Annotated in this window: 23 protein-coding genes; 13 read left to right on the forward strand and 10 right to left on the reverse strand. The window is 72.8% G+C overall.

Going from position 1 to position 21,285, the window contains the following annotated elements:
* Positions 1-120 precede the first annotated feature (120 nt).
* Both ASD33_RS01125 and mca read right to left on the reverse strand, forming a co-directional pair.
* The gene (locus tag ASD33_RS01125) at positions 121-357 is read right to left on the reverse strand and encodes a hypothetical protein (protein WP_056551763.1); all 237 of its coding nucleotides are present in this window, start codon (positions 355-357) and stop codon (positions 121-123) included.
* Positions 358-1,239 (reverse strand): mycothiol conjugate amidase Mca, encoded by an 882-nt coding sequence (mca, locus tag ASD33_RS01130; protein ID WP_056551765.1) that lies wholly within the window; start codon positions 1,237-1,239, stop codon positions 358-360.
* A gap of 98 nt (positions 1,240-1,337) precedes the next feature.
* Here mca and ASD33_RS01135 point away from each other — a divergent pair, with 98 nt between their 5' ends.
* The 4 genes from ASD33_RS01135 to ASD33_RS01150 all read left to right on the forward strand — a co-directional run bounded on the left by ASD33_RS01135 (position 1,338) and on the right by ASD33_RS01150 (position 7,343).
* The gene (locus tag ASD33_RS01135; protein ID WP_056551767.1) at positions 1,338-1,739 is read left to right on the forward strand and encodes a DUF4307 domain-containing protein; all 402 of its coding nucleotides are present in this window, start codon (positions 1,338-1,340) and stop codon (positions 1,737-1,739) included.
* Between the two features lie 189 nt (positions 1,740-1,928).
* Positions 1,929-2,426: a transcription elongation factor GreA gene (greA, locus tag ASD33_RS01140; protein WP_056551770.1), complete on the forward strand. Its 498-nt coding sequence runs from the start codon at positions 1,929-1,931 to the stop codon at positions 2,424-2,426.
* Positions 2,427-2,525: 99 nt separating this feature from the next.
* Positions 2,526-5,051 carry a protein kinase gene (locus ASD33_RS01145; RefSeq protein ID WP_056551772.1) on the forward strand — a complete coding sequence of 842 codons (2,526 nt, stop codon included), beginning with the start codon at positions 2,526-2,528 and terminating at the stop codon, positions 5,049-5,051.
* Between the two features lie 21 nt (positions 5,052-5,072).
* Positions 5,073-7,343, forward strand: coding sequence for a protein kinase (locus ASD33_RS01150; RefSeq protein ID WP_056551774.1), 2,271 nt, complete (start codon positions 5,073-5,075; stop codon positions 7,341-7,343).
* Positions 7,344-7,389: 46 nt separating this feature from the next.
* Here ASD33_RS01150 and ASD33_RS01155 read toward each other — a convergent pair whose 3' ends face one another.
* Both ASD33_RS01155 and ASD33_RS01160 read right to left on the reverse strand, forming a co-directional pair.
* A complete protein-coding gene (locus tag ASD33_RS01155; protein ID WP_056551776.1) occupies positions 7,390-8,196 on the reverse strand; it encodes an ABC transporter permease in 807 nt (268 codons plus the stop codon).
* Positions 8,193-9,236, reverse strand: a complete 1,044-nt coding sequence (locus tag ASD33_RS01160; RefSeq protein ID WP_056551778.1) for an ATP-binding cassette domain-containing protein — start codon at positions 9,234-9,236, stop codon at positions 8,193-8,195. Before ASD33_RS01160 ends, ASD33_RS01155 begins: the two co-directional genes overlap by 4 nt.
* Before the next feature lie 210 nt (positions 9,237-9,446).
* Between ASD33_RS01160 and ASD33_RS36690 the strand changes: the two genes are divergently transcribed.
* On the forward strand, positions 9,447-10,067 hold the full coding sequence (locus ASD33_RS36690; RefSeq protein ID WP_056551780.1) for a helix-turn-helix transcriptional regulator: 621 nt from the start codon (positions 9,447-9,449) through the stop codon (positions 10,065-10,067).
* Positions 10,068-10,246: 179 nt separating this feature from the next.
* Here ASD33_RS36690 and ilvA read toward each other — a convergent pair whose 3' ends face one another.
* Positions 10,247-11,476 (reverse strand): threonine ammonia-lyase, encoded by a 1,230-nt coding sequence (gene ilvA / locus ASD33_RS01170; protein WP_056551782.1) that lies wholly within the window; start codon positions 11,474-11,476, stop codon positions 10,247-10,249.
* Between the two features lie 146 nt (positions 11,477-11,622).
* On the opposite strand from ilvA, the gene ASD33_RS01175 reads away from it, so the two are divergent.
* From ASD33_RS01175 to ASD33_RS01190, 4 genes are read left to right on the forward strand one after another with little or no spacing between them, the layout of a single operon-like run.
* Positions 11,623-12,174 carry a MarR family transcriptional regulator gene (locus ASD33_RS01175; RefSeq protein ID WP_056551785.1) on the forward strand — a complete coding sequence of 184 codons (552 nt, stop codon included), beginning with the start codon at positions 11,623-11,625 and terminating at the stop codon, positions 12,172-12,174.
* 31 nt (positions 12,175-12,205) lie between these two features.
* A complete protein-coding gene (locus ASD33_RS01180; RefSeq protein WP_056551789.1) occupies positions 12,206-12,700 on the forward strand; it encodes a sigma factor-like helix-turn-helix DNA-binding protein in 495 nt (164 codons plus the stop codon).
* Positions 12,697-12,945, forward strand: coding sequence for a hypothetical protein (locus ASD33_RS01185; RefSeq protein ID WP_056551792.1), 249 nt, complete (start codon positions 12,697-12,699; stop codon positions 12,943-12,945). The genes ASD33_RS01180 and ASD33_RS01185 overlap by 4 nt, the downstream gene beginning before the upstream one ends.
* Positions 12,946-12,988: 43 nt before the next feature.
* Entirely contained in the window at positions 12,989-13,180 is a 192-nt protein-coding gene (locus ASD33_RS01190; RefSeq protein WP_056551795.1) for a DUF1059 domain-containing protein, read from the forward strand.
* 76 nt (positions 13,181-13,256) lie between these two features.
* On the opposite strand, the gene ASD33_RS01195 is transcribed toward ASD33_RS01190, so the two are convergent.
* Positions 13,257-14,411 (reverse strand): cystathionine gamma-synthase, encoded by a 1,155-nt coding sequence (locus ASD33_RS01195; RefSeq protein ID WP_056551799.1) that lies wholly within the window; start codon positions 14,409-14,411, stop codon positions 13,257-13,259.
* Between the two features lie 72 nt (positions 14,412-14,483).
* Between ASD33_RS01195 and ASD33_RS01200 the strand changes: the two genes are divergently transcribed.
* Both ASD33_RS01200 and msrA read left to right on the forward strand, forming a co-directional pair.
* Positions 14,484-15,590, forward strand: a complete 1,107-nt coding sequence (locus ASD33_RS01200; protein ID WP_056551802.1) for a hypothetical protein — start codon at positions 14,484-14,486, stop codon at positions 15,588-15,590.
* A gap of 187 nt (positions 15,591-15,777) precedes the next feature.
* Positions 15,778-16,443: a peptide-methionine (S)-S-oxide reductase MsrA gene (gene msrA, locus ASD33_RS01205; RefSeq protein ID WP_056551804.1), complete on the forward strand. Its 666-nt coding sequence runs from the start codon at positions 15,778-15,780 to the stop codon at positions 16,441-16,443.
* On the opposite strand, the gene ASD33_RS01210 is transcribed toward msrA, so the two are convergent.
* Together ASD33_RS01210 and ASD33_RS01215 are read right to left on the reverse strand one after the other, a co-directional pair.
* Positions 16,380-16,775: a DUF1330 domain-containing protein gene (locus ASD33_RS01210; RefSeq protein WP_056551807.1), complete on the reverse strand. Its 396-nt coding sequence runs from the start codon at positions 16,773-16,775 to the stop codon at positions 16,380-16,382. The genes msrA and ASD33_RS01210 overlap by 64 nt on opposite strands.
* Before the next feature lie 92 nt (positions 16,776-16,867).
* Positions 16,868-17,920, reverse strand: coding sequence for an NAD(P)-dependent alcohol dehydrogenase (locus ASD33_RS01215; protein ID WP_056551810.1), 1,053 nt, complete (start codon positions 17,918-17,920; stop codon positions 16,868-16,870).
* Positions 17,921-18,049: 129 nt separating this feature from the next.
* Here ASD33_RS01215 and ASD33_RS01220 point away from each other — a divergent pair, with 129 nt between their 5' ends.
* Positions 18,050-18,919: a helix-turn-helix transcriptional regulator gene (locus tag ASD33_RS01220; protein WP_056551813.1), complete on the forward strand. Its 870-nt coding sequence runs from the start codon at positions 18,050-18,052 to the stop codon at positions 18,917-18,919.
* Between the two features lie 99 nt (positions 18,920-19,018).
* Here the strand turns inward: ASD33_RS01220 and ASD33_RS01225 are convergent, their stop codons facing one another.
* Positions 19,019-20,290, reverse strand: coding sequence for an Ig-like domain-containing protein (locus ASD33_RS01225; protein WP_056551815.1), 1,272 nt, complete (start codon positions 20,288-20,290; stop codon positions 19,019-19,021).
* A 220-nt stretch (positions 20,291-20,510) separates the two neighbouring features.
* Complete coding sequence (locus ASD33_RS01230; protein WP_056551818.1) at positions 20,511-20,852, reverse strand: hypothetical protein; 342 nt, start codon at positions 20,850-20,852, stop codon at positions 20,511-20,513.
* Between the two features lie 111 nt (positions 20,853-20,963).
* Here ASD33_RS01230 and ASD33_RS01235 point away from each other — a divergent pair, with 111 nt between their 5' ends.
* A complete protein-coding gene (locus tag ASD33_RS01235) occupies positions 20,964-21,233 on the forward strand; it encodes a hypothetical protein (RefSeq protein WP_056551821.1) in 270 nt (89 codons plus the stop codon).
* Positions 21,234-21,285 lie beyond the last annotated feature (52 nt).

Genomic DNA, 21,285 nt, shown 5'->3' on the forward strand with positions numbered 1-21,285 from the left:
CGATCCGGTCCCGTGGCTCCCGGGACCGGCCCGGCGGCGCCGTCCACCCTCCCGGACCCGCCCGCACACGCGACCGCCCCCGTCCCGTACCGGCGAGGTACGAAGACGGGGGCGTCGTGGCTACTTGCCCGAGGCTGCCGGGGTCGCCGGCGTGTCCGTGCCGGGGGCCGTCGGGTCCGGGGCCTCCTCGAAGGAGACCTTGCCCATGTGGCGGTTCATCGACTTCATCAGCATCCAGACCGCGACGGCCAGGACGGCGAAGACGACGAACCCGAGGACGCCGGGCGTCACCTTGTTCTTGTCCAGCTCTTCGGCGGCGAAGGGGACCAGCTGGGTCAGTGCCAGATGTGCGCTCATCTATGCATTGTCGCGGATGCCCGCGAAGAGATCTTCCTCGGGGAGGGAGGTCGGCACCAGCGCCTTGCTGAGCTCGTACTCCTCCGTCGGCCAGACCTCCTTCTGGATGTCCATCGGCACCCGGAACCAGCCGCCGTCGGGGTCGATCTGGGTGCGGTGGGCGATCAGGGCCTTGTCGCGGGTCTCGAAGAAGTCCGCGCAGGGGACGAAGGTGGTGAGGGTCCGCTCCGTGCGCTCGAACTCCTTCCAGCGCTCCAGCCACTCGCCGTACGGGGACTCCAGGCCGCGGGCGAGGAGCGCCTCGTGCAGGGCGGTGGTGCGGACGCGGTTGAAGCCCTGGTTGTAGTAGAGCTTCAGGGGCTGCCAGACCGGGCCGAACTCGGCCTCGGGGTACTTCTCGGCGTCGGCCGCGCCGTCGAAGGCCACCATCGTGATCTTGTGGGTCATGATGTGGTCGGGGTGCGGGTAGCCGCCGTTCTCGTCGTAGGTCGTGACGACCTGCGGACGGAAGGTGCGGATCTCGCGGACCAGCGTCCCGGCCGCCTTGTCGACGTCCTCCAGGGCGAAGCAGCCCTCGGGGAGCGGGGGCAGCGGGTCGCCCTCGGGCAGGCCCGAGTCGACGAATCCCAGCCAGTGCTGGGAGACGCCGAGGATCTCGCGGGCCTCGTCCATCTCCTTGCGGCGCACCTCGTGGATGTTCGCCTCGATGTAGGGGTCGCCCTGAAGCTGGGGGTTCAGGACCGAGCCGCGCTCGCCGCCCGTGCACGTCACGACCATGACGTCCACCCCCTCGGACACGTACTTGGCCATCGTGGCCGCACCCTTGCTCGACTCGTCGTCGGGGTGGGCGTGAACGGCCATCAGTCGCAGCTGCTCAGTCAAGACTCGATCCTCAGTGATTCGACGCGGAGGGTGGTCTCTATAGTGACGGAATCGGGGGAGTGAAAATTCCGCCACCCCCGGCTTCGAGAGGATCGATCATGAGCGCGGTGCGAGAGCAGCTGCCCGAGGGGCGCTACGGACGCTCCGCGGACGAGGCGGCGGACCGCAAGCTCAGGATCACGGGCGCGGTCCTCGGCGTCCTCTTCCTCGGCCTGATGGGCTGGTTCGGCTGGCACTACGTCGTCGACAACAAGATCAGCGCCGAGATGATCAAGTTCGACGTGGTGAGCTCCTCCGAGGTCCAGGTGCACCTGGAGATCCGCAAGGACGAGGGCGTCAAGGGCGTCTGCACCCTGCGCTCGCGCTCCGAGGACGGCGCCGAGGTGGCCCGCAAGGACGTCCGCGTCGACGAGCCCGACGCCCGGGTCGACCGCGTCTACTCGCTCCGCACGACCGCCCGCGCGACCAGCGCCGAGCTCATCGGGTGTACGGCCCGGTAGCGGTGGGTAGGGACGTGGTGTCGAGTCCCGGCGGGTCACCACGGTGACCTGGGAGGACGCCATCCTGATGGTTTATGTCCTCCCGCTTTTCGCCACTCATTGTTAGGCTCGTGGTTTCGCCCACCCGGGACACACAGGTTTCCCGTGTAGGGCGATGCTTTGTATTCCCAGTACCTACGAGGAGCACCCGTGACCCAGACCAGCGACAACGTCACCTGGCTCACCCAGGAGGCGTACAACAAGCTCAAGGACGAGCTTGAGTACCTGTCTGGTCCCGCGCGTACCGAGATCACCGTCAAGATCGCCGCGGCACGCGAAGAGGGCGACCTGCGCGAGAACGGCGGGTACCACGCGGCCAAGGAGGAGCAGGGCAAGCAGGAGCTCCGGATCCGCCAGCTCACCCAGCTGCTCCAGCACGCCAAGGTCGGCGAGGCCCCGGCGGACGACGGCATCGTCGAGCCGGGCATGGTCGTCACGATCGCCTTCGACGGCGACGAGAACGACACGATGACCTTCCTGCTCGCCTCCCGCGAGTACGCGAGCGACACCATCGAGACCTACTCGCCGCAGTCGCCGCTCGGCGTCGGCGTCAACGGCAAGAAGGCCGGCGACGACGCGCAGTACGAGCTGCCGAACGGCAAGAAGGCCACGGTGAAGATCCTCAGCGCGAAGCCGTACACCGGCTGAGGAACCTGTTCCGAGTGAAGGGCCGGACCCCCCGGGGGTCCGGCCCTTCGTGTCGTACACGCGTGTCATGATGCGGCCTGACATCGCGTCACAAGGGGGATGGGCTCAGTGCTGGGACCGTTGCGCGAGGGTGCGCCACGCCGGATCGGACCGTACGAGGTGCTCGCCCGGCTCGGGGCGGGCGGCATGGGCGAGGTGTACCTCGGGCGGGGGGACGGCGGCGGGGAGGGCTTCGCGGCGGGCGCGGGCGCGGAGGCGGGCCCGGCCGGAGCGGGCGCGAGCCCCACGAAGGGCGGACCGGACGGAGCCGCCCCGGCGGGCGCGGGGACGGGCGGTGGGCCCGCCTCCGCGACCACCTTCGTCGCCGTCAAGACCGTGCGCCGGGACGTCGCCGGTGATCCCGCCTTCCGCGACCGGTTCCGTCGTGAGATCCGGGTCGCCGCCCTCGTCGACAGTCCCTACGCCGCCGCGCCCGTCGGCGGTGACGCCGATGCCGAGGTGCCCTGGCTGGCCACCGCGTACGTCCCCGGGCCCAGCCTCTCGCAGGCCGTGCGGCGCGGCGGCGCGCTGCCCGTCGCCACCGTCCGCGCGCTCGGCGCCGACGTGGCCCGGGCCCTCGCCGACCTGCACCGGGCCGGGGTCCTGCACCGGGACCTCAAGCCCGGCAACGTCATGCTCTCCGTCGACGGGCCCCGGCTCATCGACTTCGGCATCGCCCGCAGCAACGCCGCCACCACCATGACCGCGACGGGCGTGATGGTCGGCACGCCCTCCTTCATGTCCCCCGAGCACGTGGCCGGGGCCCGGCGGGTGACCGCCGCCTCCGACGTCTTCTGCCTCGGTTCCCTCCTCTGTTACGCGGCGACCGGCGAGGACCCCTTCGGTGACGGACCGCTCGCCGCCGTCCTCTACCGGGTCTCGCAGGCCGAGGCCGACCTGAGCCGGGTCCCCGAGGAGCTGCGCGGGACGATCGCCGCCTGTCTGGCCGTCGACCCGGCGGACCGGCCCACCCCGGAGGCGCTCGCGGACCTCCTCGGCGGCGCGGCGCCGAAGGTCTTCCCGTGGCCGGAGGCGGTACGGGAGCACATCGGCGTATACGGGACGGAGCTGGCCCAGCTGGTGGCCGCGGGCGGCCCGCTCGTCGAGGTCGATCCCCGGGGGCCCGTGGTGAACCCGGCGGTCCCCGGGCTGCACTCCGTACCGACGCAGGCACCGGTCTCGCGGCCCCCCGCGCCCGCCCCGCCCGCGCGGGGACGGCGGCGGCTGCTCGCGGCCGTCGTGGCCCTGGCGGTGGTGGCCGGTGGCGTCGGCGCGTACCTCCTGTGGCCGGAGGGGGCGGGGAAGTCCCCGGCCCCCGCGAAGGCCGCACCGCCCTCCGCGCCGCGCGTCCCCGGGGTCGACGAGCGGGGGCTCGCCGACGCCTCCGGCGTCGTCCCGCAGAACACCGCCCAGCGGCCTGCCGGCTGGAAGCCCTGGCAGGGGAAGCTGAGCGGGCCCGCGCTCGGCTGCTCGGCCGGCGAGAAGGTGCTGGTCTGCCGGACGACGGACGGGCGGTTCGAGGCGCTGGACCCGGCGAGCGGGAAGAGGCTGTGGGACGTGGCCCTCCCCCCGGACACGCCCGGCAGCACCTACATCAGCCCGACCGGCTACCCCTTCGCCGCCGGGGGCGCCACCCGGCCCACCGTCCACGACGGCGCCGTCGTCCTCGTCTCGGGCTACGAGCTCCAGGTCCGCGAGGCCCGCACGGGCGCGGTGCGCTGGAAGAAGCCCGCGCGCGGCCCCCAACTGCTCTGGGACAGCCGCGCCGTGGTCGCCGACGGCACCGTCTTCGCCGCGACCTCGATGGGCACGGACGTCATCTCGGACCGGGTCGCGCTCACCGCCTTCTCGCTCGCCGACGGACGGGTCCTCTGGTCGAAGGCGCTCACCAACGCCGACATCAGCTCGGCCGAACGGCAGGCGTACGAGCCGGTGGCGTACGCGAAGGGCATCGTCTACGCCCACAGCCAGGGCGGGCTCGTCGCCTACGACGGGAAGAAGGGGACCCAGCTCGGGCAGGTCGACCCGGACGCCCGTGCGTGCTGGGACCTGAAGGTGTTCGGCGCCTCGGCGTACTGCGCGGGGGCCGGAACCGGCGCCGACACGGACACCGGCCTGCATCTGCTCGACGCCCGCACCCTCGCCTCCAAGGCCTCGCTGCCCGCTCCACTCGACGGGGCGGCCCCCACGGCGGTCGGTCCGCGCACGCTCGTGACCTGGGACAAGGGCCTGCACGTCCTCGATCCGCGCACCGGCGCGGAGCTCGCCTCCTTCCCCGTCGGGAAGACCCCGGCGGGGCTCGCACAGAGCTGGTCGTCGCCGCTGCTCGCCGGTGACCGGGTCGTGTACGCCGACTTCTCCGCGCTCTACACCGTGCGGCTCGGCGCCGACGGGAAGCCCGGCCGGCTGGAGGTCACCCCGGTCCCGGGGGCGCCCCGGCCGCGCGTGCCGGAGGAGGAGTTCGACCTCTCCACCGGCATCACGGTCGCCAAGCAGGTCCGGCAGCCGGAGGTGCTGCCGGTCGGCGGGATCGCGTACATCGTCTACGACAAGGGGGCCGTGGCCTCCGTGGAACTCCCCAAGTAACCGCCCGGAAGGACCTGTTCGGTGCTGGAAGCTCTGCCCTCGGGGCAGCCCCCGACGCTCGTCGGCCCCTACCGGCTGCTCGCCCGGCTCGGCGCCGGCGGCATGGGCGAGGTGCACCTCGCCTGCCGGGCGGACACGCCGACGGCCGATCCGTACCGGATGGTCGCGGTGAAGACCGTGCGGAGCGACCTGGAGGTCGACGGGGACTTCCGGACCCGGTTCCGGCGGGAGATCGCGGCGGCGCGGACCGTGGACGGGCCAGGGGTGGCGCGGCTCGTGGACGCCGACGCGGACGCGCCCTCGCCGTGGCTGGCGACCGAGTACGTGCCCGGTCCCTCGCTCGCGGAGGCGGTCGTACGGGCGGGGGCGCTGCCCGTCCCTGCCGTACGGGCCCTGGGGGCCGCCCTCGCCACCGCCCTGGCGGGGGTGCACGCGGTGAAGGTGCTGCACCGGGACCTCAAGCCGGCGAACGTGCTGCTCGGGCCGGCCGGGCCCCGGCTGATCGACTTCGGGATCGCGCAGGCCTTCGAGGCGACGGCCCTGACCTCGACCGGTCTGGTGGTGGGCTCCCCCGGCTTCATGTCGCCGGAGCACCTGGAGGGCAGCCGGGCGGTGGTGCCCGCGTCGGACGTGTTCTGTCTGGGTGCGGTCCTCGCCTTCGCGGCGAGCGGCCGGGGTCCCTTCCACGACGACGAGATGGCGGCGGTGGTCTACCGGATCATCCGGGCCGAGGCCGACCTCGACGGGGTGCCGGAGGAGATCCGGCCGGTCGTCGAGCGGTGTCTGCGGCTCGACCCGGCCGGGCGGCCGACGGCGGCCGAGGTGGCTGCGCTGCTCGGTGGCGGCGGGGCCGGTCCCGAGGTGTTCCCCTGGCCCGGCGGGGTGCTCTCGCTCTGCGCCTCGTACGGGGAGGCGGCCCGGGAGGCCGGGGAGGCGGCGGCCTCCGGCGCGGGCGTCGCGGATCTGCCGACGCTCGGCCCCGTGGTGCCGTACTCCCCCACCGCGATGACCGACCGGCCGGTGGTCCCGGCCGCCCCCGGCGAGCGCCGACGCCCCTGGGGCGCGGTCGTGGCGGGCGCGGTGGCGGTGGCCGTCCTGGCGGCGGCGGGCGTGGTGCTGCTGAACCGGACGGACGGGACGGGGGGCGCGTCGGCCGGAGGGACCGGGGGCGGGGCCGCCGGGCCGAGCGCGAGCGGCACCGGGACTCCGGCGCCCGTCGCGCTGGACCGGGTCGTCCTGCCGTACGGCGGCCCCGGGCACACCGGCGACTTCGGCGGGTCCGCGACCGGCCGCTCGTCCCGGCCCGCCGACTGGGCGCCCTGGACGAGCGAAATCGAGGCGGGCGTCGGCACCTGCGCGCTCTCCCCGAAGGTGCTCGTCTGCCCCGGGAACGGCGGCGCGGTCACCGCTCTCGGCGCGGCCGACGGCAGGCAGCTGTGGAAGGTGCCCGGGCGGGGCGAGGGGCAGAGCAGCGGGCCGCAGTACCCGGCCGTCGTCGGCGACACCGCGTATGTGACGGGGCCGGACGGGGTCGTCGCGTACGGGGTCGCGGACGGCCGGGAGCGGGGCGGGATCCCGGGGCCCGGGGAGGAGTGGGCCGTGAAGGGCACGGACCTCCTGGACGGGGTCCTCTACTCCACGTACGTCAACATGCGCGACGAACGGACCGGGCTCGTCACCGCCGTCCGTCTCGACCGCCGCGAGGAGCTGTGGCGCGCCCCGCTGGACGGGCTTCCCGAACAGCCGGTCGCGGCGGGCGGGCGGGTGCTGGTCACGGTGGGGCGCGTCCCGCTGGCGCTGGACGCCCGGACCGGGAGGACCTCGGCGCGCGGTACGGAGGACTGCGGCGGCGTCACCGTGCACGAGAGGAGCGGCAGCGTGCTCTGCTCCGGCCGGCAGGACGGCACGATCGGCGTGCTCGACGCCGGGACGCTCCGGCTGCGGCGCACCCTGGGCCGTGCGGTCACGGCGGGACCGGCGGTGAACGCGGACGGTCTCGTCGCCGTCGTCGACCGGAACGCCCAGGTCGTCGCGTACGACCTGGGGAGCGGCCGGGAGCGGTGGCGGCGGCCGACGAGGGCCACGGACCGCGTCTATCTGGTGGGCGACCGGGTGGTGACCGCCGGCCTGGAGACGGTGGAATCCCATCCGGTCTCCGGCTCCGGCGCGACGAAGGACTACCGGATCGAGGTCCCCGCCACCGCGCAGGCGCCCGGAGACGCGCTGGCCGCCGGAGGGGCGGTCTTCCTCGCCCTCCCCGACGGCCTGGTGTACTCCGGGTATCTGCCGTGACCGCTCTCCGGGCGGCCGCGCCGGCTCGCGGTCGGCAGCCCGGCCGTCAGCCGGCCGCGTTGCGGTACTTGCGGACGGACAGGGTGCGGAAGACGACGACGATCAGGACCGAGTAGATCAGCGAGGCCCACACCGGGTTCTGCATCGGCCAGGCGTCTGAGGGTGACAGGCCCGGGTCGCCGAAGAGTTTGCGGCAGGCCTGCACGGTCGCGCTGAACGGGTTCCACTCCGCGATGGGCTGGAGCCAGCCGGGCAGCTTGCTGGAGTCCACGAACGCGTTCGAGATGAAGGTGACCGGGAAGAGCCAGATCAGTCCGCCCGAGGTCGCCGCCTCCGGCGTGCGGACCGAGAGGCCGATCAGGGCGCCGATCCAGGTGAAGGCGTAGCCGAGGAGCAGCAGCAGGGCGAACCCGGCGAGGATCTTCGCGAAGTTGGTCGGTGCCGCGTAGCCCGGGCGCCAGCCGATGATCAGCGCGACGATCGCGAGGACCAGGAGGGTCAGCGCGGTCTGGACGAGGTCGGCCAGGGTGCGGCCGGTGAGGACCGCGCCGCGGGCCATGGGCAGCGACCGGAAGCGGTCGATGAGGCCCTTGTGCATGTCGTCGGCGATGCCCGCGCCCGCGCCGGCCGTGGCGAAGGTGACCGTCTGGGCGAAGATGCCCGCCATCAGGAAGTTCTTGTAGACGTCCGGGTCGGTGCTGTCGCCGATCTGCATGGAGCCGCCGAAGACGTACGTGAAGAGGATCACGAACATCACCGGCTGGATCAGCCCGAAGAGGATCATCTCGGGGATCCGGGTCATGCGGATCAGGTTCCGCCTGGCGATGACCAGGGAGTCGCTGGTGTTGCTCACGCCGCCGTCTCCTTCTCCTTCGTGCCCTCGCGGCCCCGGCCGTCCGGGCCCGCCGGGCCGCCCCCGCCGTTCTCCTCCTCGGCCCGCTCGGCCGCGTGGCCGGTGAGGGAGATGAACACGTCGTCGAGGGTCGGGCGGCGCAGTCCGATGTCGTCGATCTCGACGCCGAGGCCGTCCAGGTCCCTGATGACCTCGGCGAGCAGCTTGGCGCCGCCGGCGACGGGGACGGTGAGCCTGCGGGTGTGCTCCTCGACGGAGACCTCGCCGTGCCCGAGGCCCGCGATGCCGTAGCGGGCGAGGACGTCCCTGGCGTCGGGGATCATCCCCGGCTCCTGGACGACGACCTCGACGCGCTCGCCGCCCGTCTGGGCCTTCAGCTGGTCGGAGGTGCCGCGGGCGATGACCTTGCCGTGGTCGACGACGCAGATGTCGTGGGCGAGGTGGTCGGCCTCCTCCAGGTACTGGGTGGTGAGCAGCAGCGTCGTACCGCCCGCGACGAGTTCCTTGATGACCTCCCACAGGGCCTGCCGGTTGCGGGGGTCGAGGCCGGTGGTCGGCTCGTCCATGAACATGACCGGCGGGGAGACGACCAGGGCGGCCGCGAGGTCCAGCCTGCGGCGCATGCCGCCGGAGTACGTCTTCGCGGGGCGGTCGGCGGCGTCGGCGAGGTTGAAGCGGTCGAGCAGCTCTCCGGCCCGCTCCTTCGCCGCCTTCGCCTTCATCTGGTAGAGCCGGGCGACCATCTGGAGGTTCTCGCGGCCGGTGAGGTACTCGTCGACGGCCGCGAACTGGCCGGAGAGCCCGATCGAGCGGCGTACCCGGTCGGGGTGTTCGAGGACGTCGATCCCGGCGACGAGGGCCCGTCCGCTGTCGGGCTGGAGGAGGGTCGTGAGTACGCGCACGGCGGTGGTCTTGCCCGCGCCGTTCGGACCGAGCAGGCCCAGGACGGTGCCCTCGGGTACGTCGAGGTCCACCCCGTCCAGGGCTCGTACGTCGCCGAAGGTCTTCACCAGACCTTCGGCGTAGATCGCGCCTGGCATGTCGGTTCTCCCAGGGAGATTCGGGCGTTTTCCACCGATCGTAGGGACACCGGGCGGCTTCCGCCCAGTGGATTTGTGATCCGCGCCACATGATCATGGGCGCGGTGGGGGCGGGGCGGGGCGCCGTTGGCGGACTGTTGGAGGGCTGTTGGACCGGCGGGGGAAGCTGGGGGCCTGACACGGAGTACGACGGAATCGGGGGAACCGTAGATGACGGTCGGAACGCATGACACGCGTGGCACCGGCTGCACGGGCACGACCGGTGGGACCGACTGGACCGACTGGACGGACAGGACCGACAGGATCGACGGGACGGACACGACGGGGGCGGGTACGGAGCGGAGGACGCGCGGTACGGAGGAGAGGACCGGCCGGTGCGCGGGGTGCGAGGGCTGCGAGCCGACGCCCTGGGCGGACCTCGCCGCCGAGATGCGCCGGATCAAGCGCTCCGCCGAGCTGAGCTACGGGCAGCTCGCGCAGCGCACCCACTACAGCCGCTCCTCCTGGGAGCGCTTCCTCAACCAGAAGCAGCTGCCGACCCGGATCGCGGTCGAGCAGTTCGCGGCGGCCTCGGGACAGGACCCGCGCCCGCTGCTGATCCGCCTGGAACGTTCCCTCGCCCATGAGACGGCCGCGCGCACGGGGGTCGCGCGGACGGAGGCGCCGCTGCTCGAAGCGGTGGCGGCCGGGCACTCCGGCCGGGCGGCGGGAGGCGGGCGGGCCGAGCACGTCCCGCCGCTCCCGTCCTTCGGGCTGGTCGCGGTGGGGGCGCTGGTCGGCGGCCTGGTGACGCTGCTCGCGCGGGCCAACCGGATACGGCGACAGGGCTGAGGGGGCCGCGGGGCCCAGCCGGCTGCGTGGCCGGCCGGTCGCGGGGCTGCGGGGCTGCGGGGCTGCGTGGCCGGCCGGTCGCGGGGCTGCGGGGCTGCGGGGCTGCGGGGCTGCGGGGCTGACGTTCGCCTGGCCGCGGGAGGGGGCGCGTCCGTCGGTTCTCCGGTCGGCGCGGCCCCTCAGCCCAGGACCGTGTATCCCGCGTCCCGCAGCGCCTCCTCCACCTCCCGGCAGTGCTCCGGGCCCTTCGTCTCCAGGTGCAGTTCGACCTCGGCCTCCGTCAGGCCGAGCCGCGGATCGGTCCGTACGTGGCTCACGTCCAGGACGTTCGCGTCGGCGACGGTGAGCACCGCGAGCAGCGTCGCGAGGGCCCCCGGCCGGTCCGTCACCCGCAGCCGCAGGCTCAGGTAGCGGCCCGCGGCGGACATGCCGTGCCGCAGGATGCGCTGGAGCAGCAGGGGGTCGACGTTGCCGCCGGAGAGGACCGCCACCACCGGCCCCCGGAAGGCCTTCGGGTCGCCGAGGATGGCCGCCACCGGGCTGGCGCCCGCCGGTTCGACGACGAGCTTGGCCCGTTCGAGACAGAGCAGCAGCGCCGAGGAGAGCTGGTCCTCGGTGACCGTGCGGACCTCGTCGACGTACTCCCGGACCAGCGCGAACGGCACGTCGCCCGGCCGCCCCACCTTGATGCCGTCCGCCATCGTCACCGGTGAGTCGATCACCACGGGGTGTCCGGCGGCCAGCGACGGCGGGTAGGCGGCCGCGCCCTCGGCCTGGACGCCGATCACCCGCACGTCGGGGCGCACCGACTTCACCGCGAGTCCGATGCCGGCCGCGAGCCCGCCGCCGCCGACGCCCACGAGGATCGTCCGGACCTCCGGGCACTGCTCCAGGATCTCCAGGCCCACCGTGCCCTGCCCCACGATGACGTCGGGGTGGTCGAAGGGGTGGATGAAGACGGCGCCGGTCTCCCGCGCGTACTGCTCCGCCGCCGCGAGCGTCTCGTCCACGACGTGGCCGTGCAGCCGGACCTCGGCGCCGTACTCCCGGGTCGCCGCCACCTTCGGGAGCGGGGCGCCGACCGGCATGAAGACGGTGGCGTGCACCCCGAGCAGCCGGGAGGCGAGCGCGACGCCCTGCGCGTGGTTGCCGGCCGAGGCGGCGACGACGCCCGCCGCCCGCTCCTCGGGCCGCAGGCCGGCGATCCGCACGTACGCGCCGCGCAGTTTGAAGGAGCCGGTCCGCTGGAGGTTCTCGCACTTGAGCTGTACGGGCGCCCCCACCAGCGACGACAGATGGCGGCTGCCCTCCATCGCCGTCACCCGGGCCACCCCGGACAGCATCTTCTGCGCCCCCCGCACGTCGTCGAGCATCAGCCGGTGCAAGGGGTCTGGCCCACGGAAGCTCATGACAGCAAGTCTCGCAGCTCACGGCCCTGATGGCCGCCCGGCGGGCGGGGGCCGCAGCAGGTTTGCGCAGCCCCGGTACGGACCTCCCCGGGGCCGCGTACTCTGTCCCCCACCAACCGGCCCCCGCACGAGAGAGACCCACAGCCATGCCCACATCTCAGGACATGACGACTGCGCTCGGCCCCGGTCTCCTCGACGCCCTCCAGCACCAGGTGGCCGTCTTCGCCCGGCGGGCCGAGCAGACCCGCCTCGGTGGGACCGGCCAGCTCCGCAACTCGATGGACCGCGCCGCCTATCTCCTCCTCAACCGGCTCGACCAGGAGGGTCCGATGGGCGTCAAGGCGCTCGCGGCGGGGATGGGCATCGACTCGTCGACCGTCACCCGGCAGGTCGCCCCGCTCGTCGACACCGGTCTGGTGAAGCGGACTTCGCACCCGGAGGACGGGCGGGCGGTCGTCCTCCAGCTGTCGCAGCGCGGTCTCGCGCGCCTCGAAGAGGTGCGTTCCTCGCGCCGCCAGCTGATGGTGGAGGTCACCGAGGGCTGGACGCCGGAGGAGCGGGAGGCGTTCTGCACGCTGCTCACGCGCTTCAACACCGCGCTGTCGGCCCGGCAGTCGGGGCACCCGGCGGGGAGCGGACCGTCCCCGGAGAGCGGGGCCCCGAAGGCCTCGGGAAGCGAGTCCGCGCCGACCTCTTGACCCCGCCTCCGCGCTGCCCTCAGATGAGGAGGTGGGAGAGCGCCGGAGCACCGCCAAAGAGGCCGAACGCGCCTACCGCACCCGGGAGTTCGACGCGTTCGTGGCCGGGACGGCGGGGCGGCTGCTGCACGCCGCGACCCTGCTGACGGCCGAGACCCGCACCCACAACCCGTACGCCCAGGCGCTGTTGACGGCCTCGCTGGCGCACACCTACGCGGTGTGGGGCCGGTTGCGCGACGAGGACCCGTACGAGCTCACCCGGTGCGATCTCGCCGCCCGCTTCGCGCGCACCGGGTGGCGGCACCACGGCGGCCGGGGCGTGCTCGCCGCCCTGCACCCGAGGGAGCGGCTCGTCGTCGTCCTGCGGCTGTACGAGGGGGTCGCCGAGGAGCAGCTCGCGGCCCTCCTCGGACTGCCCGAGGCCCGGGTGCGCGCCGTCTGCGCCCGCTCGGTCGCCGCGCTCGCGGCGGCGGCCCGGCGGGGAGCCGCCCGGCCGGTGCCCGTACGGCGGGAGCCGGCCGCGTGAGCCGGTACGAGGACCGGGAGGAGTCCGTCCGGCGGCTCCTCGACACCCCGCACCCGCCGGTCCCGGGCGATCTGGCGCACCGGGCGGCCGACCGGGGTTCCCGGCGGCTGCGGCTGGCCGGGAAGGCGCGCCGGGTGCTGTGGGCCCTGGGTGTGCTCGCCGTGCTGGCGTTCGTGGTGTGGGCGTCGGCGGTCCGGCCGTGGGAGGTCCCGCCGGCGACGACTCCGCCGCTCGAAGGCTGGTGAGCACGGGCTTAACCTGGGAGAAGCAGAGGGTCAGGAGGTCGACATGACCAGGAAAGCGACGGACTGCCGGGACACCCCCAGCGTGTCGAACTGCTCGCTCTACATCTCGGGCGAGGAGGAGGAAGTGGTCCGGGCGGCCGCCGAGCACATGGTCTCCGTCCACGAGCACGAGGACAGCCCCGCGATGCGGGACGAGATCCGCGCCAGTCTGAAGGACCCGGTACCCGGCTCGTGACGGGCGAGGGCCCCGGAGGCCCCCGCGCGGGACGCCGGACGCCCCCGGCGGGGACGCCCGGCCGTAGCCGTACGGACTAGCCCAGCGCCTGGCGCAGGTCCGCGAGCAGGTCGTCGACGTTCTCGATGCCCACCGAGAGGCGGACGAGGTCGGCGGGGACCTCCAGGGCGGAGCCCGCGACGCTCGCGTGGGTCATCCGGCCCGGGTGCTCGATGAGGGACTCCACGCCGCCGAGGGACTCGCCGAGCGTGAACAGCTTCGCGCGGTTGCAGACCTCGACGGCCGCCTCCTCGCCGCCCTCCACGCGGAAGGAGATCATGCCGCCGAAGGAGCGCATCTGCTTGGCCGCGACCTCGTGGCCCGGGTGCTCCGGGAGGCCCGGGTAGAGGACCTGGGTGACCTTCGGGTGCTGGGTGAGCATCTCGACGATCTTCCCGGCGTTCTCGCTGTGCCGGTCCATGCGGACCGCGAGGGTCTTGATGCCGCGCAGCACGATCCACGAGTCGAAGGGGCCGGCGACCGCGCCCATCGCGTTCTGGTGGTAGGCCAGTTCCTCGCCGAGCGCCTCGTCGGCGGTGACGAGCGCGCCGCCGACGACGTCGGAGTGGCCGCCCATGTACTTGGTGAGGGAGTGCACGACGACGTCCGCGCCGAGTGCCAGCGGCTGCTGGAGGTACGGCGAGGCGAAGGTGTTGTCGACGACGAGCTTCACGCCGGCCTGGCGGGCGACGCCCGCGACGGCCTCGATGTCGGTGATGCCGAGGAGCGGGTTCGAGGGGGTCTCGACCCAGATCAGCTTCGTGCGGTCGTTGACGGCGGCACGCACCGCGTCGATGTCGGAGGTGTCCGCCACCGAGAAGTCGACGCCCCAGCGCTGCACGACCTTGGCGAACAGCCGGAACGTGCCGCCGTAGGCGTCGTTCGGGATGACCACGTGGTCGCCGGGCGCGAGGAGCGTGCGCAGCAGGCAGTCCTCGGCGGCCAGGCCGGAGGCGAAGGCGAGACCGCGCCGGCCGCCCTCCAGGGCCGCCAGGTTCTCTTCGAGCGCGGTACGGGTGGGGTTGGCGCTGCGGCTGTACTCGTAACCGCCGCGCAGCCCGCCCACGCCGTCCTGCTTGTAGGTGGACACCTGGTAGATGGGCGGGACGACCGCGCCGGTCAGCGGGTCGGCGGTGTTGCCCGCGTGGATCGCGCGGGTCTCGAAGCTCTGAGGGGAGTGCTGGTCGCTCATGGGTCAGGAGCGTAGTCCCGAGCGGACCCCGCCGCCGCGATCGTCTCATCCGGTGTCCTGGACAATGGACACATGGAGATTCTCTGGTTCCTGATCGCCCTCGGCCTGCTGTTCGGTGTCCTCGGCCCCTACCTGCTGCGCCGCCGCGCCGGCGGGATCCGTCAGGTCGCGCCGGACGCGCCGGACGCGGCGGACCCGGACGCGTACGGATTCGCTCGCCAGGAGGAGCTGGACGTACGGCTCCCGGGCGCGGACGACGAGCTCCTGCACGTCCTCGACGTCGTCCAGGCCACCCAGGACTGGCGGGCGGCCTCGCGGCTGCTCGACGCCACCGACAAGGACGGCGAGGTGCGCTGGCAGCGCGTCCAGGCCTTCGCGGGCGCCGCGTCGCTGGAGCTCCAGCGGCGGCCGGGCGTCGGCGGGGCGTGGCTGCGGGCCTGGCGGGCGGAGTCCCCGAAGGACGCGGGCGGCGCGGCCGTGCACGCGGAGTTCCTGGTGCAGCAGGCGTGGCGGTCGTCGGCGGCCGGTACGGACGACTTCCGGATCATCCTGGAGGAGGCGCTGAAGGTCTCCGAGGAGGCGGCGCTGCTCGCGCCGGGCGACCCGGTCCCGTACATCACGCAGCTGGCCGTGGCGCGCGGTCTGGGCTACGGCCACGAGCAGTTCGACCAGGTGTGGGCGAAGGTCATCGACCGGGCGCCGCAGCACATGGGGGCGCACCTCGCGGCGCTGCACTACTGGTGCGAGAAGTGGCACGGTTCGCGCGAGGAGGCCGACCACTTCGCGACGACGGCCGCGGCGCGCGCCCCGCGGGGTTCGCTGCTGGCCGCGCTGCCGCTGTTCGCGGTCCACGAGCACGTGCCGGACATGGTGCTGGTGCAGGACTTCTTCCGTACGGCGGTGGTGTCGAAGGCGATGGACGGCGCGCTGTACGCGGTGCACTCGGCCCGGCCCGACGACCCGATGCTGGCGCACGTGCGCCATCTGCTCGTCTGGTTCCTGGTGCGGTCGCAGCGCTGGTCGGAGGCCATGCACCAGCTGGTGCGGGTCGACGGGCACGTGGGCGCGGTGCCGTGGACGCTGAGCGCGGACCCGGCGGCGGAGTACACGGTGTTCCGGAACCTGGCGGTGGCGGGCTACGAGGCGAACGGCGGCAGCCCGGCGACGCTGCCGCGCTGAACGGCGGCAGCCCCCGGCGACGCTGCCACGCTGAACAGCGGCAGCCCGGCGACGCTGCCGCGCCGAGGAGGACCGGAGCCCGTGCGGGACGGGGCCGGTGAGAGCCGTGCGGGGCGGGGCCGGAAGGGGAATCCCTTCCGGCCCTTCCTTGTTGTGACCACTGCCGACCGTCGAGGAGAGATGCAGCATGTTCCTGTCCCGCACCCCCGTCCTCCCCACCCCCGAGCAGGCCCTGCGCGGCCGCGCCGAGCCGGAGTTCGCCGTTCCCGAGCGTCACACCGTCCTCGGCAACCCGCTCGTCGGCCCGTACCCGGAGGGCCTGGAGGTCGCCGACTTCGCCCTCGGCTGTTTCTGGGGCGCGGAGCGCAAGTTCTGGCAGACCGAAGGCGTCTGGACGACCCTGGTCGGCTACCAGGGCGGCCTGACGCCGAACCCGGCGTACGAGGAGGTCTGCTCGGGCCTGACCGGCCACACCGAGGCCGTCCGGGTCGTGTTCGACCCGTCGAAGGTCTCGTACGAGAGCCTCCTGAAGCTGTTCTGGGAGTCGCACGACCCGACGCAGGGCTTCCGCCAGGGCAACGACGTGGGCACCCAGTACCGCTCGGCGGTCTACACCCACACACCGGCCCAGGCGGCGACGGCCGAGTCCTCCCGCGAGGCCTACCAGCGGGTCCTGACGGGCTCGGGCTACGGCACGATCACCACCGAGATGCTGCCGGCCGACGACACCCGCCCCTTCTACCCGGCGGAGCCGTACCACCAGCAGTACCTGGACAAGAACCCGGCGGGCTACTGCGGCATCGGCGGCACGGGCGTCTCCTGCCCGATCGGCGTCGCGAAGGCCGACGACTGACGGACGGCGGCCGCTTTCGCCGCCGGGTCGTAGCCCTCCGGGACTCCGTCGATCAGGAGGAGGTCGCCGGGCATGTGCCGGGTGCGGAGGGGCAGGAGGGCCTGGTAGGCCTCCGAGTCGTACCAGGCGCGGGCGTCCTCGTACGACGGGAAGGCGACGACGACGAGGCCGCCGGGCCAGCTGCCCTCGCGGACCTCGCGCGCGGGGGCTCCGTGGACGAGGAACCGGCCTCCGAAGGGGTCCAGGGTGGACTGGACCCGCTCCATGTAGGTCAGGACCTCCTCGTGGAGGACGGGCGTCGGGTGCAGGTTCGCCATCGCGTAAGCGGTCATGGGAACAGCGTGCCGGGGCACGGCGTCCGGGTCGATTACCCCGGACGTCATGCCCCGGTCCCGCCTCCGTGTGCCCCGGCCGCCGCCGGCCGTCAGATCGTCGACGTGTCGATCACGAAGCGGTAGCGGACGTCGCTCGCGATGACGCGTTCGTACGCCTCGTTGATCTGGTCCGCGCGGATCACCTCGATCTCGGCGCCCAGCCCGTGCGCGGCGCAGAAGTCGAGCATCTCCTGCGTCTCGGCGATGCTGCCGATCATCGAGCCCGCGAGGGTCTTGCGGCCGCCGATCAGGGAGAAGAGGCCGATCTTGACGGGCTCCTCGGGGGCGCCCACGTTCACCAGGGTGCCGTCCGTCTTCACCAGGCGCAGGTAGGCGTCGAAGTCCAGCGGCGCCGAGACCGTGGAGATCACCAGGTCGAAGGTGCCGGCGAGCTTCGTGAAGGTCTCCGGGTCGCCGGTCGCGTGGAAGTGGTCGGCGCCCAGCTTCAGGCCGTCCTCCTGCTTGCGGAGCGACTGGCTGAGGACGGTCACCTCGGCGCCCAGCGCGTGGGCGATCTTGACGCCCATGTGGCCGAGGCCGCCGAGGCCGACGATCGCGACCTTCTTGCCGGGGCCGGCCTGCCAGTGGGCGAGCGGCGAGTAGAGGGTGACGCCGGCGCAGAGCAGCGGGGCGGCCTCGTCGAGGCCGATGCCCTCGGGGATGCGCAGGGTGTAGTTCTCGTCGACGACGATGTGGGTGGAGTAGCCGCCGTAGGTGGGCTCGCCGTTCGTGTCGAGGGCGTTGTACGTGCCGGTCCCGCCGGTGACGCAGTACTGCTCCAGGCCGCGCAGGCAGTATTCGCACTCCCGGCAGGAGTCGACGAAGCAGCCGACGCCGACCCGGTCGCCGACCGCGAACTTCGTGACGCCGGGGCCGACCTCGGCGACGATTCCGGCGATCTCGTGGCCGGGGACCATCGGGAAGATGCCCTCGCCCCAGCCGTCGCGGGCCTGGTGGATGTCGGAGTGGCAGATGCCGGCGTACTTGATGTCGATGAGGACGTCGTGCTCGCCGACGGCCCGGCGCGGCACGGTGGTGCGCTCCAGGGGGGCGTTGGCGGCGGGTGCGGCGTAGGCGGGGACGGTCGTCACGTTCGTGGTCATGGGTACGAGCCTGCCGGATCGTTTCCTTCTCACCCAGCCCCCTGCCTTGCCTACGACCGGTGTGCCTACCACTGGCAGGGACAGGAACAGTCGTCCGTCCGGCCCGGCGGCCTGGGATAATCGGGACGCATGGATCTCAGTGCCGAACTCAGCGAATTCCTGCGCTCGCGCCGGGCCCGGCTGAAGCCGGAGGACGTGGGGCTGCCGGAGTTCGGGCGCCACCGGCGGGTGCCGGGGCTGCGCCGCGAGGAGCTGGCGCAGCTGGCCGGGGTGTCGGTGGCGTACTACACCCGGCTCGAACAGGGCAACGGGCGGAACGTGTCCATGGAGGTGCTCGACTCCATCGCGCGGGCGCTGCGGCTCAACGACAGCGAGCGGGCGCATCTGACCCACCTGGCCAAGCCGACGGCGAAGAAGCGGCAGCACCGGGCGGCCATCGCCCGCCCCCAGCAGGTGCGGCCCGGTCTGCGGCACCTGCTGGACTCGATGGACGACGTCCCCGCGCTCCTCGTCGGCCGGCGCATGGACCTGCTGGCCTGGAACCGGATGGCGCGGGCGCTGCTGGGCGACTTCACGGCGATGGAGCCGGAGGAGCGCAACATGGCCCGGCTGGTCTTCCTCGGGCCGAACGCGCGCGATCTGTACGTGGACTGGGAGTGCAAGGCCACCGAGGTGGTGAGCATGCTGCGGCTGTACGCGGGCTGTTACCCCGACGATCCGGCGCTGCTCGCGCTGGTCGGCGAGCTGTCGGTGAAGAGCGAGGAGTTCCGCTCGCTGTGGGCGGCGCACACCGTCGCGGACAAGGGGCACGGGACGAAGCGGCTGCGGCATCCGCTGGTGGGCGAGATGACGCTGTCGTACGAGAGCCTGAAGGTGGCGGGCGGCGACCCGGACCTGGTGCTCGTGACGTACCAGGCGGAGCCGGGGACGGCCTCGGCGGACGCGCTGCGGCTGCTGGCGCAGTGGGGTGTGGACGAGGCCGCGGACGTACGGAGATAGGCGGCGGTCCGGGCGTGGGTCCCGGGTCGCGGTACGGGAACGGCCCCCTCCCGGTGCGGGAGGGGGCCGTTCCTTCGTCCGTGGGTCCTGCGCGGCGGCTCAGGCCTCCGAGCCGGCCTTCCAGTCGGCCCAGCTGAGGTTCCAGCCGTTGAGGCCGTTGTCCGGGGCGATCGTCTTGTCCTTGGAGTTCTTGACGATCACGACGTCACCGACGATCGAGTTGTCGTAGAGCCAGGCGGCCGACTGGTTCGGGTCGCCGGCGCCCTTGACGTCGTTGAGGCCCACGCAGCCGTGGCTGGTGTTGGACGAGCCGAAGATCGAGTCCGGGCCCCAGTAGTTGCCGTGGATGAACGTGCCCGAGGTGGACAGGCGCATCGCGTGCGGCACGTCCTTGATGTCGTACTCGCCCTTGCCGTCGGAGTCGGTGAAGCCGACGGTCGCGCCGTTCATCCGGGTCTCCTTGAACTTCTCGGAGATCACCATCTGACCGTTGTAGGTCGGGTTGTCCGGGGAGCCGGCGGAGATCGGGATCGTCTTGATCGTCTTGCCGTCCTGGGTGACCGTCATCGTCTTGGTGGCGACGTCGACGGTGGAGACCTGGTTGCGGCCGATCTTGAAGGTGACGGTCTTCTGCTGGACGCCGAAGACGCCGTCGGCGCCCTCGACGCCGTCGAGGTCGAGCTTGAGGGTGACGGTGGAGCCCTCGGTCCAGTACTTGTCGGGGCGGAAGTCGATGCGCTGGGAGTTGAACCAGTGCCCGACGACCTCCTGGCCGGAGCTGGAGGTGACCGTGATGCCGCCCTGGACGGCCTTCTTGTCGGTGATCGCCTTGTTGAAGTTGATCGAGACCGGCATGCCGACGCCGACGGTCGAGCCGTCCTCGGGCGTGAAGTTGCCGATGAAGCTGTTGGCCTTGGAGACGGTGGTGAACGAGGAGTTCTCGTGCGCCTCCAGGCCGGTCGCGTCCGTGGCGGTCGCGGCGATCTTGTAGACCGTGGCGCGCTTCAGCGCACCGGTCGGCTTCCAGCTGAGGCCGTCGGCCGCTATCTCGCCCTTGACGGCCTCGCCCTCGGCCGTGGTCATGATGACCTCGGTGAGCTTGCCCTCGGCGACGGTGACCTTGGCGTCGTTGTTGATCGAGGCGTTCTGCGTGCCGCTCTTCGGCGAGATGGTGATCTGCGCCTTGGAGGTCTTCTGCGCCGCCGCCTCGTCGACCTGGGCCTGTGAGTTCGGAGTGGCGGAGCCGGTGGCGCCCGCGCCCTTGTCCCCGTCGTTGCAGGCCGAGAGCACCAGCACGCCGCCGAGCACGGCGGCCGCGGCGGCCAGGCTCCTGCGGCGGCGCTTGCCGTCCGTCATCACACGCTTCTCCATCGTCGTCGGTTCCCTGCCAACTTCTTCTAGGAACGCCATGACACCCCGTCCGGTTCCGGAAGCGGAGTGTTTGTGGGGAACACCACTGATCGACACGCTCGTACGGTCCGTCCGGTTCCACCGGCCCCGCACCCCGTCCCGGCGGCCACCCGGCGCGGCCCGCACGGAACAGGGCCCCGGGACGGCGTCCCGGGGCCCTGGCGCAGGCCGGATACCCGCCCTACGACCGGTCGTCGTCGTCTTCCTCGTCCCCATCTTCCTCGCCGAGGTCGTACTCCAGCGCATCGGGGTCGTACTCGATCTCCTCGCTGCTCCAGGAGGCCTGGACCATCTCGATCCCGGGGACGTCGCGGATCAGGTCGAAGGGCTCGACCAGGTACGCGAGGGCCTCGGCACCGTCCTCGCGCGCGGCCGCACGGGCCTGCACCCGCTCCTCCTCGGGCATGAACTCGTCGGCGTCGATCCGGGCCTCGGCCGCCTCGGCGAGTTCGGCCGGGCCGTCGATCTCCAGGACCACATCGACGCGAAGGCGGACATAGCGTGCTGTCTCAGAAGTACTCATGAGTCGGAGCGTAGGCGTCCGCGGGCCCTCGGCTTTCCCACGACCCGCTGTGTTCATTAGCATCGACGCACCGACCAATTCGCGGTTTCCGCAAGGGGGATCGAAATTTCCGTGTCCGCCGCCCGACGCCCACTGCTGACCGCGACCGCCGCCGGGACGCTGCTGTGCGCCCTGTGGTTCGTACCGTCCGCCAACGCCACCGACGAGCAGGGCGGGGTCCGGATCGGGGTGACCCAGGAGGGTCCCGCCCCCGAGGACGGACGCCTGGCGGACACCGGGAACCGGGACACCACGCCGTATCTGCTCGGCGGGACGGGTTTCCTGGGTGTCGGCGCGGGCTTCGTGGCCCTCGCGATGCACCGCAGGGGCCGGGCGTCCTGACCGGCCGCACCTGACACGAGGGCCCGCCCCGGGAATCCCGGGGCGGGCCCTG

Origin of the sequence: Streptomyces sp. Root1304, assembly GCF_001426405.1 — a bacterium.
Classification (GTDB): Bacteria; Actinomycetota; Actinomycetes; order Streptomycetales; family Streptomycetaceae; genus Streptomyces.

What these genes read in the sequence shown, in the direction of transcription:
- ASD33_RS01125 (WP_056551763.1), bottom strand. Translation starts at nt 357, where the DNA reads ATGAGCGCACATCTGGCACTGACCCAGCTGGTCCCCTTCGCCGCCGAA.
- ASD33_RS01135 (WP_056551767.1), top strand. Translation starts at nt 1,338, where the DNA reads ATGAGCGCGGTGCGAGAGCAGCTGCCCGAGGGGCGCTACGGACGCTCC.
- ASD33_RS01145 (WP_056551772.1), top strand. Translation starts at nt 2,526, where the DNA reads ATGGGCTCAGTGCTGGGACCGTTGCGCGAGGGTGCGCCACGCCGGATC.
- ASD33_RS01160 (WP_056551778.1), bottom strand. Translation starts at nt 9,236, where the DNA reads ATGCCAGGCGCGATCTACGCCGAAGGTCTGGTGAAGACCTTCGGCGAC.
- ASD33_RS36690 (WP_056551780.1), top strand. Translation starts at nt 9,447, where the DNA reads ATGACGGTCGGAACGCATGACACGCGTGGCACCGGCTGCACGGGCACG.
- ilvA (WP_056551782.1), bottom strand. Translation starts at nt 11,476, where the DNA reads ATGAGCTTCCGTGGGCCAGACCCCTTGCACCGGCTGATGCTCGACGAC.
- ASD33_RS01175 (WP_056551785.1), top strand. Translation starts at nt 11,623, where the DNA reads ATGCCCACATCTCAGGACATGACGACTGCGCTCGGCCCCGGTCTCCTC.
- ASD33_RS01190 (WP_056551795.1), top strand. Translation starts at nt 12,989, where the DNA reads ATGACCAGGAAAGCGACGGACTGCCGGGACACCCCCAGCGTGTCGAAC.
- ASD33_RS01195 (WP_056551799.1), bottom strand. Translation starts at nt 14,411, where the DNA reads ATGAGCGACCAGCACTCCCCTCAGAGCTTCGAGACCCGCGCGATCCAC.
- ASD33_RS01200 (WP_056551802.1), top strand. Translation starts at nt 14,484, where the DNA reads ATGGAGATTCTCTGGTTCCTGATCGCCCTCGGCCTGCTGTTCGGTGTC.
- msrA (WP_056551804.1), top strand. Translation starts at nt 15,778, where the DNA reads ATGTTCCTGTCCCGCACCCCCGTCCTCCCCACCCCCGAGCAGGCCCTG.
- ASD33_RS01210 (WP_056551807.1), bottom strand. Translation starts at nt 16,775, where the DNA reads ATGACCGCTTACGCGATGGCGAACCTGCACCCGACGCCCGTCCTCCAC.
- ASD33_RS01215 (WP_056551810.1), bottom strand. Translation starts at nt 17,920, where the DNA reads ATGACCACGAACGTGACGACCGTCCCCGCCTACGCCGCACCCGCCGCC.
- ASD33_RS01220 (WP_056551813.1), top strand. Translation starts at nt 18,050, where the DNA reads ATGGATCTCAGTGCCGAACTCAGCGAATTCCTGCGCTCGCGCCGGGCC.
- ASD33_RS01225 (WP_056551815.1), bottom strand. Translation starts at nt 20,290, where the DNA reads ATGGAGAAGCGTGTGATGACGGACGGCAAGCGCCGCCGCAGGAGCCTG.
- ASD33_RS01230 (WP_056551818.1), bottom strand. Translation starts at nt 20,852, where the DNA reads ATGAGTACTTCTGAGACAGCACGCTATGTCCGCCTTCGCGTCGATGTG.